Origin of the sequence: Sediminibacillus dalangtanensis (assembly GCF_017792025.1) — a bacterium.
In the GTDB taxonomy this organism is placed as follows: Bacteria; Bacillota; Bacilli; order Bacillales; family Amphibacillaceae; genus Sediminibacillus; species Sediminibacillus dalangtanensis.
The window spans coordinates 892,823-905,341 of record NZ_CP046956.1 but is presented as its reverse complement, the minus strand read 5'-3'; the positions used below and the strand labels follow the sequence as shown (position 1 = coordinate 905,341).

Annotated in this window: 14 protein-coding genes; 5 read left to right on the top strand and 9 right to left on the bottom strand. The window is 43.8% G+C overall.

What is annotated here, in order from left to right; all coding sequences use genetic code 11:
* Window positions 1-176: 176 nt before the first annotated feature.
* Window positions 177-833 (bottom strand): phosphatase PAP2 family protein, encoded by a 657-nt coding sequence (locus tag ERJ70_RS04575; protein WP_209367481.1) that lies wholly within the window; start codon window positions 831-833, stop codon window positions 177-179.
* 98 nt (window positions 834-931) lie between these two features.
* Between ERJ70_RS04575 and ERJ70_RS04570 the strand changes: the two genes are divergently transcribed.
* Together ERJ70_RS04570 and ERJ70_RS04565 are read left to right on the top strand one after the other, a co-directional pair.
* The gene (locus tag ERJ70_RS04570; RefSeq protein WP_245208114.1) at window positions 932-1,408 is read left to right on the top strand and encodes a ferritin-like domain-containing protein; all 477 of its coding nucleotides are present in this window, start codon (window positions 932-934) and stop codon (window positions 1,406-1,408) included.
* A gap of 254 nt (window positions 1,409-1,662) precedes the next feature.
* Window positions 1,663-2,832 (top strand): M20 metallopeptidase family protein, encoded by a 1,170-nt coding sequence (locus ERJ70_RS04565; RefSeq protein ID WP_309507324.1) that lies wholly within the window; start codon window positions 1,663-1,665, stop codon window positions 2,830-2,832.
* A 1-nt stretch (window position 2,833) separates the two neighbouring features.
* Here the strand turns inward: ERJ70_RS04565 and ERJ70_RS04560 are convergent, their stop codons facing one another.
* From ERJ70_RS04560 to ERJ70_RS04550, 3 genes are read right to left on the bottom strand one after another with little or no spacing between them, the layout of a single operon-like run.
* Window positions 2,834-3,550, bottom strand: a complete 717-nt coding sequence (locus ERJ70_RS04560; protein WP_309507323.1) for an EcsC family protein — start codon at window positions 3,548-3,550, stop codon at window positions 2,834-2,836.
* A gap of 13 nt (window positions 3,551-3,563) precedes the next feature.
* Window positions 3,564-4,778 (bottom strand): ABC transporter permease, encoded by a 1,215-nt coding sequence (locus ERJ70_RS04555; protein ID WP_209367479.1) that lies wholly within the window; start codon window positions 4,776-4,778, stop codon window positions 3,564-3,566.
* The gene (locus ERJ70_RS04550; protein WP_209367477.1) at window positions 4,771-5,514 is read right to left on the bottom strand and encodes an ABC transporter ATP-binding protein; all 744 of its coding nucleotides are present in this window, start codon (window positions 5,512-5,514) and stop codon (window positions 4,771-4,773) included. Before ERJ70_RS04550 ends, ERJ70_RS04555 begins: the two co-directional genes overlap by 8 nt.
* A gap of 501 nt (window positions 5,515-6,015) precedes the next feature.
* Here ERJ70_RS04550 and ERJ70_RS04545 point away from each other — a divergent pair.
* Together ERJ70_RS04545 and ERJ70_RS04540 are read left to right on the top strand one after the other, a co-directional pair.
* Window positions 6,016-6,444, top strand: a complete 429-nt coding sequence (locus ERJ70_RS04545; protein ID WP_209367475.1) for an HIT family protein — start codon at window positions 6,016-6,018, stop codon at window positions 6,442-6,444.
* Window positions 6,445-6,550: 106 nt separating this feature from the next.
* On the top strand, window positions 6,551-6,925 hold the full coding sequence (locus tag ERJ70_RS04540; RefSeq protein WP_209367473.1) for a YtxH domain-containing protein: 375 nt from the start codon (window positions 6,551-6,553) through the stop codon (window positions 6,923-6,925).
* Window positions 6,926-7,533: 608 nt separating this feature from the next.
* On the opposite strand, the gene ERJ70_RS04535 is transcribed toward ERJ70_RS04540, so the two are convergent.
* The 4 genes from ERJ70_RS04535 to ERJ70_RS04520 all read right to left on the bottom strand — a co-directional run bounded on the left by ERJ70_RS04535 (window position 7,534) and on the right by ERJ70_RS04520 (window position 11,051).
* Window positions 7,534-7,836, bottom strand: coding sequence for a transposase (locus tag ERJ70_RS04535; protein WP_209367471.1), 303 nt, complete (start codon window positions 7,834-7,836; stop codon window positions 7,534-7,536).
* A 159-nt stretch (window positions 7,837-7,995) separates the two neighbouring features.
* A complete protein-coding gene (locus tag ERJ70_RS04530; RefSeq protein ID WP_209367470.1) occupies window positions 7,996-8,928 on the bottom strand; it encodes a glycine betaine ABC transporter substrate-binding protein in 933 nt (310 codons plus the stop codon).
* A 73-nt stretch (window positions 8,929-9,001) separates the two neighbouring features.
* Window positions 9,002-9,859 carry an ABC transporter permease gene (locus ERJ70_RS04525; protein WP_309507319.1) on the bottom strand — a complete coding sequence of 286 codons (858 nt, stop codon included), beginning with the start codon at window positions 9,857-9,859 and terminating at the stop codon, window positions 9,002-9,004.
* The gene (locus ERJ70_RS04520) at window positions 9,852-11,051 is read right to left on the bottom strand and encodes a quaternary amine ABC transporter ATP-binding protein (RefSeq protein WP_209367469.1); all 1,200 of its coding nucleotides are present in this window, start codon (window positions 11,049-11,051) and stop codon (window positions 9,852-9,854) included. The genes ERJ70_RS04525 and ERJ70_RS04520 overlap by 8 nt, the downstream gene beginning before the upstream one ends.
* Window positions 11,052-11,481: 430 nt before the next feature.
* On the opposite strand from ERJ70_RS04520, the gene ERJ70_RS04515 reads away from it, so the two are divergent.
* Window positions 11,482-12,012, top strand: coding sequence for a GbsR/MarR family transcriptional regulator (locus tag ERJ70_RS04515; protein WP_209367468.1), 531 nt, complete (start codon window positions 11,482-11,484; stop codon window positions 12,010-12,012).
* On the opposite strand, the gene ERJ70_RS04510 is transcribed toward ERJ70_RS04515, so the two are convergent.
* Window positions 12,009-12,347 carry a DUF1878 family protein gene (locus ERJ70_RS04510; protein WP_209367467.1) on the bottom strand — a complete coding sequence of 113 codons (339 nt, stop codon included), beginning with the start codon at window positions 12,345-12,347 and terminating at the stop codon, window positions 12,009-12,011. The genes ERJ70_RS04515 and ERJ70_RS04510 overlap by 4 nt on opposite strands.
* Window positions 12,348-12,519: the final 172 nt, after the last annotated feature.

Here is a 12,519-nt window from a genome sequence, read left to right as displayed (position 1 = left end):
TCATCCATTCAATATTCGGGTTCGGATCGTCAAATCCCTGCCTATATGAAACGGAATACACCAATACACGATTCTTTATCCTGATAAAATGACAAGGTAGCCGTTTCGTTTCTTAAATCTATTATAAAAAAAAGCACACCGGTCTTGAACGACCGGTGGAAGGGGATTGTCTCCGTCTAAAGACGGAGACGGCGATATTTCGGTTTGATGAGGTGTTGCAAAAAGGAATAAAAACCAATCCAGATCGACAGGAAAATAAAGCCAAAAGCATAACCTCCAAGCACATCCGTCAAATAATGGACACGGATCACATAACGGCTTACGCCAATTAATAAAATGAGGCAGATACCAAAAATATTGAGGAATAGCGCTGACTTCTCTGATTTAACATATTTCAATAGAAAATAGATGAGCAGGCCGTAGGCAATCAGAGAAACCATGGCGTGACCGGAAGGGAAACTATACCCCACTCCTTCAGCTTCTGAAAATAACCGCGGTCGTTCTCTTTCGACAGCCAGCTTGATCCAATGGTTCACCCGGTAACCGAGCAGGGTGCCCGAAGCCATCATAAGCGCGGCCAGCCAATCTCGCGAATATAGCAGCAAAAACAGTGCTGCAACTATCGTAAAAGGCGTGAGAAACGTGCCAGATCCCAATTCTGTCAACCAGCGGAATACAAAGAACAATAAAGTCTTGTCTATTCCTTGAACGGCGGGTGCTGTCCACCGATCTAAAATCGGTTCTTCACGAAATAACACTTCCAAGGTAATAAAGGCGCTGGACACTATCGCCAACAGTAAAAAAGATAGAAAAAAATAGGTTCGTTTTTTCATACTCTGCTCCTTTTTAGACTTGCTATTACTATTGTTATTATCAATCTGTTTATAAATTCCCGGAATGTTTATAAAAAAACTCCCAGGGAATTGTATTTATGCCAAACAAATTAATTTTGGAAAGGATGATGGTGATGGCTGACAGTGCTCAATTACAAGAACTGATTGATGGATTGAATGAAGATCTTGCCAACGAATATGCAGCTACGATTATGTACACATACAATGCGGCTGTCGTCTCTGGACTATACCGATCCGCACTAAAACCTTTTTTCGAGGATGAAATCAACGACGAAATCGGCCATGCGCTGTATTTATCGGATAAAATAGCTATCCTGGGCGGAACCCCGATAACGAAGCCCGCTGAAGTGAAACAGCTGACAGAAGTGAAAGCAATGTTGGAGGAAGCGCGTAAGGCTGAACAGGACACAATTGACCGGTATGAACAACGCAAGAAACAAGCGGAAGCGTTAGGCTTTACCGAGTTAGTCGTGAAACTGGAAGATATGATTGCAGATGAAACCGGACATAAGGAAGAAATCGACCGCCTGCTTTCTGACTCAAGGTTGGCTTAAGGGCTTAAGCATCGTACCAATGTTTTGAATGGCAAATCAACACTATAACAAAAAAAGCATAAAAGCCAAAACAAAACCGAACAGGTTCGAATCTATCCATTCGAACCTGTTCGGTTTTTGTTAAATAGCCACTACCCCAAAACATTCCCTCCCCCCATTAGATAACAACCAGCTTTTCAGAACGCCAGGTTGTTATCACTTTTCTTCCATTACTGCTGTGGTATACTGGTGGGAAAGGTAAAGGGGGAATTGTTTTGTGGAATAAAGTCATGGCTCGGTTAGATGAATACTATCAGGAAATGGTGGATATCCGCCGGTACCTGCACCAATATCCAGAATTGTCTTTCCAGGAAGAGAAAACGTCCCAATATATTGCTGATACATACGAAAAACTGGGGATTCCTTATCAAACAAAAGTCGGCGGCAATGGAGTCGTGGCCACCCTGAAAGGCGGCAAGCCAGGGAAAAAGGTCGCTCTGCGAGCTGATTTTGACGCGCTCCCCATCCAAGATGAAAAAGATGTACCTTATAAATCAAAAGTGGATGGCGTTATGCATGCCTGCGGTCATGATGGCCACACAGCAACATTGCTTGTCCTTGCCAAAGCACTCCATGAATTCAAGGAAGAACTCCCAGGCACCGTGGTGTTCGTCCATCAGCATGCTGAGGAGCTGGCTCCAGGCGGTGCAAAATCGATTGTGGAGTCGGGAATCCTGGATGACGTGGACGCAGTATTCGGCACTCATCTATGGTCCAACACGCCGCTTGGTACGGTAGAGACATCGTTGAAAGAGTTTATGGCCGGAGCTGACCGCTTTGAAATCAATATCAAGGGAAAAGGCGGCCATGGGGCACAGCCCCATCAGACAAAAGATGCTATTGTCATTGGCTCACAGCTGGTTACCACGCTGCAAAATATCGTCAGCCGCAGGATCGATCCCCTTGGTACGGCCGTCTTGACAATTGGCACATTCCAATCCGGCAGCACGTTCAACATTATTGCCGATACAGCGAAAATCACCGGTACTGTCCGGACATTCGACCCGGAGATACAGGATTTGATAATCGAAGAAATGGAAAAGGTCATCAAAGGTGTTTGTATCGGGTACGATGCCGATTATGAATTTCATTATGAAAAAGGCTACCCGCCTGTCATTAATCACCCGGAGGAAGCAGCACTTGTTCTAAAAGCTGCAGAGCAGGTGCCAGGGGTGGAACATTCGCAGGAAGTGGTGCCAGGCATGGTCGGCGAGGACTTTTCTTATTACATTTTGGATAAGCCTGGCGCTTTCTTCTTCACGGGTGCGAAGAAAGAGGACCATTATTATCCGCATCATCATCCAATGTTCGATATTGATGAACGGGCACTGCCAATCGCGGCAAAAGCTCTGGCTCAAACCTATAAAGCCTATCAGGAAAAATAAATCAGGTTAACACACGGAGACGGTACATGTTGATGGCCGTCTCCCCTAATTTATCTAAAAACCGCCCATTGGCAAAAGCTCCAACCAGTGCCCCAAAGCCGGGAACCAATTGCAGCAGCTTCGCCAAATCAATGGTATCCCGATACTCCTGCTGCAATGTACGCCAATCCACTTGACGGCTCCGTTCCTTTTCGTCCTGCCAGTTCACAAGCATATGCAACACTTCCTCCCTCTTCCGATCACTCGAAAAAGCAAGCAAAAATACATGCAGCAAAAACACCCTTTCCTCGTGTTTCTTTACTTCAAACCCATACAGCTGGCCGACATCAAACAAAAACTTCATTTTGATACTCAGCAGCATCGGGAAGTCAGCCATGCCGAGCAAAATTCCTCCAGCACCCGTGCCGGCTCCTTCCATCATCGCTGTGCGTTTATACTGTTTGAGCCGGTGCTTGACAGCATCTTCCCTGTCTTCCAATGTAACAAGCCCGGAAGTATCGACTGGCAAAATGTAATGGGAAGAAGTCAAAGAAACCTCGATCATCGAGCGGATACTTTCGGTCACAAGCTGGTGAACCTGATTGGGAATCTTTTGATTTATTTTAGTTTGAATTTGCTTCGAACTACGTTGAAGCAGTGACGATTTTCTACCAGCCGATTGAACGAACCGGCGCGCCTCGGACAGCGCCTGTTTTTCATATTTTTTCATTTCAGTCATAGACATGCGCTCCTTACGCAAGTTGTTTTTTTACATAGCCGTTGACAAACCAATAACTGAAAGCACCTCCGGCCGCCCATACAATCAACAGGCCTGTGAAGAGCTGCATAAACAAAAACAACAAGCCAAACAGGAATGTCTGAACAAACATCAATTGCAGCATCCAACGAAGCAAGGCAGTGCGTCGCCATTCCGGTTTTACGGGATATAAATCGAGCCAAACTACCGTACGATGGTGCTGCCACAAACTCGTCAGCTGAAATCCACTCAAATAAAGAAACAGCAGGCAAAAAATGATTTTCACCCACATATTTGGCACTAAAAATGCTGCAATTCCGCCAATGATGAGTAAGCGAAGATACACGCCCAAATAATCACTGCTCCTTACGGTAGTGATCCGGTAGAGATAATCGAAGGTTCGATTCTGTTGCAGAGGCATGCGCTTTAGCAATAATGCTACAAGCCAATGTCGTTTTTTCACTTGATTTTTCAAGTGTGGTACATCGGTGAACATATTGGCAAGTCGGTAGAAAGACCGCATCCTGGCATTGTCCTTCTCAACCAGGAGATCCCAAGCCAGCCCACCGTTTTTCCGGTTCAAGTAATAGTCATATCCAAAAATGCCAGCCAGCAACAATGTTGCAAACCCTGCCAGCAAATTTTCTCCGCTGGCAAATAAGTAAAATGCAGCAATATTCAGTACCACCCTGGCAATGAAATCCAGCACCCGCAGGTTGGCATCACGCACTTTCAATATCCACCAGGAGGCAGCCAAATTCCATATTTTAAACAAAACAAACAGAAGCAGGATCAGGGAATAAGCAGGCCCTCCTATTTCTGCCCGCGCTGCATGATACAATGGAGCCAACGCGGCAGCAGCAAGTGCCAACAGATAAAGCTGGATGACAAAGCTATACATAAATGCATTCCGGAAATATGGCCCCATTTTCGTCTCCGCCGGAAGCAAAAAAACAATATCCGCTTCCTTTAGCAATGTCCGGAAAGGGCTATAAGCAGCAATGACACCAAAAACGATGCCCATTACCAAGTTGGCCGGAAAATCCTCAGGCATATTTGCCAGCCATTGCTGATAGTAGTAGGCCAGCGCCGAAACGAAAAACAACATGGCAATCACCAGGTGACCAGTGAAAATGTACCTTAAGTAACGATTGATCTCCTTCATATGAGAAGAAAACCTGTCTTTAAAAAACTGATTGGCATCAAACATGGCCATCTTCCTTTGTCAGTTCAACATACAAATCATCAAGCGCTGCTTGTTCCATGCCAAATTGATGCCGTAACTCCTGCAGGGTACCAAGCGCACGTATTTTTCCATCATGAAGAATGACGAAGCGGTCACAATAACGTTCCGCTGTAGCCAGAATATGGGTGGACATCAGCACACCGCCTCCTCTTGCCTTTACATCGTTCATCAGCTGCAAGTAAGATTGGATGCCTAAAGGGTCAAGACCAACAAATGGTTCGTCGACGACATACAAAGGCGGATCAACCAGAAAGGAACACATGATCATCACTTTTTGCCGCATCCCTTTGGAAAAATGAACAGGGAACCACTTCATTTTCTTTTCAAGCCGGAACTCTTTCAAAAGCGGCGTCAACCGCTTTTGAAAGGTTTGCTCATCCAATCCGTACGCCATGGCCGTTAAACGGAGATGTTCCTCCAATGTTAGTTCTTCGTATAGTACAGGCATCTCCGGTATATAGGTAAACTTGCTGCGATAAGCTTCAGGGGCTTCCTGAAATGACTTCCCTTCGATAGCGACTCTTCCCTGTTTCGGTTGCATCAATCCGATAACGTGCTTGATTGTTGTGCTTTTGCCGGCACCGTTCAACCCGATCAATCCGACGATCTCATTTGGAAAAACATCGAACGAAACTTCATGCAGAACATTTTTATGTGTATATCCACCTGATAAGTCTTTAATATGTAATAAAGGTTCCAAGTACTTCCCCACTTTCTCTCATCATCTTTTCGTACATTCTTAATCAATAAAATTTTATCATTTAATGACGGGTTTTACCAAAAAAACAGTGAATACGATTGCTTCTACTAACACAAACTGTAAAGGAAGAAGAAAGGATTACATCTCCACTACTCGGAATGAGGTGTTGGTGATCGACCATCTAAAGAAAACTTATTAAACCTTTTCCTTACAGGAAAGCAACTACTTCAGCCAAATGGGGTGTTGACGAAAGGTTTCCAACAGTAATTGACTGAATCACACTCTGATTCATTATAATTACAACAAGTTATTCTACAGATGCTTAGAATATCCTTCTTCTTCGGCAGCGGGCCGTTCCAAAGCAGGTAAGTCCAACCGGATGACTTTTCCTGCTGCGGGCGGTCCGTTTGCTTTTTCACAGGTATAGTTGCTTTACACAGGCCATCTTTCCTTTATACAATAGAGTAAATAAAGGTTTCATTACATAGAAGGAGCGATTTGATGAGCCATACGGAGGATTGCATTTTCTGTAAAATTGCGGCAGGAGAAATCCCTTCCGCCAAAGTGTATGAAGATGAACATGTCTATGCTTTTCTTGATTTGAGCCAGGTCACAAAAGGCCATACGCTGATCATCCCGAAAAAGCATGCCAAAAACATTTACGAGACACCGCCGGAGGTGGCGCAGGAATTGTTCAAAAGAGTTCCGAAGGTAGCAAATGCCATCAAAGAAGCATTCCAGCCAGTTGGACTTAACTTGCTAAACAACAATGAGGAGCCTGCCGGACAATCCGTTTTTCACCTTCATATCCACCTTATTCCGCGCTACGGTAAAGGAGACGGATTTGATGCTATTTGGAAAACAAATGCCAATGCCTATTCTCAGGATGAGCTGCAGCAAATCGCCGGAACAGTCGGGAACTATCTATAACAAACGGCTGTCAATGCCGGACTAAAAGTCGAAGTTTGAAAATAGTAGTTTCAGCTCGGAATTTTTCGAGAAAATAAGTATAATAATAGGGAAAGGGGTGTATGTCATGGCTGACAGCAAATCGATTTTATTAGGCTTTGTAATTGGCGGAGCGGTAAGCGCCGCAGCTGCCTTGCTTAGCACACCATCTTCGGGTAAAGAAATCCGCGGTCAAGTGAACGCGCGGAGAGATGACTTAATGGACACATTTAAAAAACTGAAACAGGAAGGTTTCCAACTGAAGGAACAAATTACGCAAACTTCTAAAGAAGGGGCTACGATGATCAAGGACCTATCGGCTGATATGAAAACGTCGATTGAATCTTGGAAGAATACGATTGAGCCACATCAGAAAAACATCCAGACGTATTTAGCACAAATTGAAGACAGTTTAAAAGAACTGGAAGAGAAAACCCAAAAACAAAAGTCAAATCAAGCGTAATTGAGGCTGTCCCATTCGTCACAAAAAAGGTTCTCTGTTAAATGTGGTGGTGTGATTTTTCACGCCACCAACTCTTTATCGAAAGGCTCCTCCCATCAAAATAGCGATTATCCTCAAGCCGCAGTGGAAATAAACTTGCTTTCCGCGGACGAACGCCCGAGCCTCCTCGCAAAGCCCGCTGTGGAGTCTCGGCCGCCCGTTTTTCCGCAGGAGTCTCGCTTATTTCCTCTGTTATGCTATTTCGCTCTATAGAGCCTTTTAACCGCTTGTTGCCATAGAATTCCAAAGGAATCTCGTTTTAAAACCTTTATCGTATTGTTTATCCCCTAAATATACCCATTATTAAATAGAATACATGAATGACTGTAAAATCTCTTTTTCCAACTGTTTTCTTACACGGCGAAATGCCTCTATATTTGAAGCACGCATCCATTTCAGACATTCCTCCAGTCCTTTTCCGGCTGTCTTCTCATCACTGTCTTAACCCATTCATCCAACCTGTTCTTTAACGCATACGCTTCTTTCAATGGGGATGGATCTGTAGAAGATTTTCAACCTTGTGCCACCCTTCTTCTGACAGTTTGGAAGGCGATTTCCCCAACAGCTTTTTACTTCGCTTCATGTAAAATACATGTCGCCTTATCTACATCTCGTTGAACTTCTCCACGTACTTCATCCAACCCCAAATAAATCTGCCGCATGAAATGAAATCGGTCGGTAATGATTAATGGATCTCCTACTACCTTAAGGACAGCCTGCTTAAATGACTTCGATAAATCCATCACGACGATTTCCACTTTACTAGTATCACAGGAAAGCAAATACTGTTCAAACTTCTCTACTTTTTGATCGGGGAGGATGTCAATAGTCTCTTTATTCTCCACTTCCACCACATTCAGTATAGAACCCAAAAAAAGTGACTTTTGGGCAGCCTTATTTGAAAGAAAGCATGAAATTTCGATTGCAGGGACAAAAGCGCAAGCGCCTTGCTCACCCCTACAGCAAAATACAGCAAAAAAACGGTCCGCCGATATTTTTTATCGACAGACCGTTTTATCTTGCAGAACTAATTATTCAGCAGGCTGCAGATCTTCAATGGAATCTACATCCATGTATTCCGGAACAACCAAGCCAATTTTTGCGCCTTCCAGGTTGGCTCCAAGATCTTCAACTTGATCTCCATACTCTTCAAATTGTGCACCATGTGTAGCTGGCAGCCAAGCAGCAACCATTCCATCAGCGTCACCATTTGCTACAGCTTGCCACATAACAGCATTGTCAAGCGGTGTAATGGTTACATTGAACCCTTGGTCTTCCAATACTTTGGCAATAACGTTCGTTGACGCAACTTCAGAATCCCACTCAACGTAAGCAAGTTCGATTTCAGTTCCGTCCACTTCTTCTGCTCCATCTGTCCACTCTGCCACTTTATCAGCATTGTCTTCCACCCAAGTAGCAGCAGCATCTTCTGGAGAAGTGCCATTGGTGATTTCAAGCATTACTTCTTCCATATCCGAAGATTCCCAGTTGAACTGGTCAAGGATTTGATAGGCATTTGGCATATCATCTTCCAAGCCTTGACGGACCATGGTTTTGATTTCTTCTGCTTCACCAAAAACGCCTTCTGGATCCTCTAGATATTTAAGGTCGTATTTCGCGAATTTCCAGTGTGGTGTCCAACCTGTAACAACAATTGGCTCTTCATTATCGATTGCTTCTCCCAATGCAGTTGCCATTGCACCACTTGAAGAAGTTTCCACTTCCCAGCCGGCAAGGCTGTCGTAAGTTTCCGTAGCGTCTTCTGCTGCTTGTACAACACCGGCACCAGGCTCGATACCTGTAATGGTGTAATCAATTTCTTCGCTATAGTTTGTCTCACCGCCGCCATTGTCGCTCCCTGCGTTTTCTGAGTCAGAACCTTCATCAGATCCGCAGCCGGCTGCTACTAGTGTAAGCGATAGTCCGGCAGCAAGGCCGAGACGCTTTAAGTTAAGATTAATCATAACTAATCATTCTCCCCTTCATTTTTTATTTATATGGTTAACTTTTCCGCAGAAAAGCGGCCAACAATACGTTTTACGCATCCCCTTTTTGGGAATTCAAGCTTTGCGTGAATCGATCGATGATAATGGCCAGGATAACAATTCCCAATCCTGCTACGAACCCTGTTCCAACTTGAGCACGTTGCAAGGATGACAGCACTTCACGACCTAATCCCGGTGCACCGATCATCGATGCGATAACCACCATCGACAACGCCAGCATGACCGTTTGGTTGATGCCGGCCATGATAGTCTTTTTCGCCATCGGCAATTCGACTTTGAATAATTTTTGGGAACCAGTGCTCCCGAATGCCTCTGATGCTTCCACCAATTCACTGGAAACCTGTCTGATTCCAAGGTTGGTGAACCGCACGGTCGGCGGTGTGGCGAATATCAAGGAAGCAAAAATACCTGGTACCATCCCGATGCTGAAGAAGGCTACAGCCGGAATCAAATAAACAAATGCCGGCATCGTCTGCATAAAGTCAAGTATCGGCGTAATGATTGCTTCTGCTGTTTTACTTTTAGACATCAAAATGCCAAATGGAACGCCGATAATAATTGACAAAAGACTTGCCACCAATACGAGTGTAAAAGTAAACATTAATTCTTCCCAAAGTCCCTGGTTCCAGATTAAAAGCAGGCCAATCAAGGAAAAGGCCGCCAAACCGAACCGCTTACCGCTGGCGAAAAACGCCAGAATTACTACTAATAGAATGACGATGACAGGTGGAATCGATGCTAAAAGCTCAGCCAGCCATTCCATGAAAGCACCGAAATCATTTTTGATCGGGTTGAACAAAAATGAAAAAGTATTTGTAAGCCAATCGGTAAAGTTGGATACCCAATCAGCTATTGGTATCTGTGTAATGTTTTCCATAAAATTAATCATCTTCACTGATCACCTCTGTTTCCCCCGCCAGAGCGGATATAACTGCGCCTCTAACGATAATACCCATTAGCTTGCCATCTTCTACAACGGCAACAGGCACCGGCGAATCATGAATGATCTCAAAGATATCGTTCATGGATGTTTCCATTCCAACTTGCGGGACATCAGTCCTCAATATTTCTGTAAGATCAGTGATTTCACGTTTTCTAGCATCGGAAGCGTCATCCGCTGTGACATATCCTTTGATATTCCGTTTTCTGTCCGTTACATAAATACTGGAGAGTCCTTCTTCCCTCATTCGTTCTAGTGCAACACGCGGGCCGTGCTTCTCGATATTAATTGTTTCAGGACGCTTCATGATATGCTGTGCGGTCAATACCTTCGAGCGATCTACGTCCTCCACAAACTTTTCTACATAGTCATTGGCAGGATGGACCAGGATTTCTTCCGGTGTACCGATTTGGACAATCGATCCGTCTTTCATCAGAGCAATCCTATCACCAATCCGCAATGCTTCATCCAAGTCATGCGTGATGAACAAGATGGTCTTTTTCATCGTTTCCTGCAGATCAAGCAACTCATCCTGCATTTCTTTTCTTATCAACGGATCCAATGCGGAGAAAGCTTCATCCATAAGCAGGACTTCTGGATCGTTCGCCAGTGCCCGTGCCAGACCGACACGCTGCTGCATACCACCGGAAAGCTGTGCCGGATACTGGTGCATATAGCCACCCAAACCGACCATTTCCAATGATTCTTTCGCCTTTTTGCTTCTTTCCTCTTTTTCTACCCCTTGAATCTCCAAGCCGTATTCGGCATTTTCCAAGATCGTACGGTGAGGAAACAATGCGAATTTTTGGAATACCATACTCAATTTCTCCCGACGGACTCGGCGAAGGTTCTTTTTATCCATTTTTGCCAAATCTTCCCCATCAATAAAGACACTGCCCTCTGTGGGTTCAATCAGTCGATTGATTAGACGTACCAACGTCGATTTACCACTTCCTGACAAACCCATGATGACGAAAATTTCACCTTCTTCGACCTCAAAGGATGCCCGGTTCACACCAACCGTATTGCCAGTTTCTTTTAATATTTCATCTTTGGGTTTCCCTTGATCCAACAACTTCAGCGCCTGCTTATTATTTTTGCCGAAAACTTTGGATAAACCCTGAACTTCAATTACCGGCATGTCATTCACCTCTCTTAGCCTGTTGTTTTCTGTATAACGTGCTTGTCACGCAAACGTTACGTTGAATTTGGTTTATCTGTTTCATTTATTACTTTCCTACTACAAGAAAAGGAAAAATCCGAACACCAAATCAATCACTCTTAATACTATATCCCTATTCGGGGATAAAATTCAAACATAACATACCACTGATTTTGTATATATTTTTCATACAGTTTAAACTGAACAAATTTTTACGGGTTTTTCCTTTGAATTACTTGGAATTGCTTTGGATATCTACCCAATGACATGATTTTAAAAAAATCGCTAATAGTGTAACCTATGATGCATCATACTATTTAAAAATTTCCAGCAAACCAAGCTGAGAATATACAGAGACCGGGCTGGGATGCTTGTCTGTATACTCTGCCAAGCTTTGAAGGAGGATTATATGTCGGATTACAATCTAGAAGATATCAACGAATTAATCACCACGGAATTTGCCAAAACAATAGAGATGTTCGGCCTTACCCCTTCAGAGGCGCGGTTGTTTGCTATTCTGTATTTAATAGGAGTTCCCATGACCCTGGATGAAATGAGTGAAGCGTTGGGGAAAAGCAAAACCTCTATGAGTACCGGAATACGGACTCTTTTAGAATTGAATTTAGTCGAACGTGTGTGGAAAAAAGGGGAACGAAAAGATTTTTACCGTGCGGATGAAAATTTGTATAGGAAATTTATGTCCGCCTTCATTCATAAATGGGTGGATGCCGCCAGCCGGCAAAAACAGTCGCTGGAACAAATCGAAACACTGCTCGTTCAAGATGCAGATAACTTCTCCTTTTCGGCTGATTCGAAGGAATTTGACGAACTGAATGACCGTTTGAAAGATATGATAACGTTTCACCAGCTGTTGGAAGAGGCTTTTTTAAGAATAAAGCCCACTGCTTCCACACTGATTGATCAAAAACTTAACCATTAGGTATTTCTCAAAGCCGGAAGCTTCAAGAACGCATCCATCAAGGAAGGGTAATATCCTTCCTTTTTTAATGCCTCTATCGTCTGCCTCGGCTCCAGTTTATAATGGAGCATTCCGACAAATTTTATCAACAGTGGAGTTACGTCGAGGAAGCCTTCTTCGGTCTGCGCCAGGAATTCTTGATGAATACGATCCGTCCATTGCATAAGATTGCGATACTCTTCCTGCGTCAACTCTTTTTCAATGACTAACTTTGTAAAAGGATACTGGTCAATTTCTTTGATTTTCAACAGCAAGTGAAGATGAAAGTTTATTGTTTCATTTCTATCGATGCCCATACGTTTCCCCTCCTGCCTCATAATGTAATTATATAATATCCAGCTTTAAACAGAAAAAAATAGCTGCACGGACAGGATGTTACACCCCGCTCAAAATCCGTGATAAACCCCGGCATGACAAGGTTTGGGATATCAGTGAAATTTCTGATTATAAAATAATATTTTTTTTCAT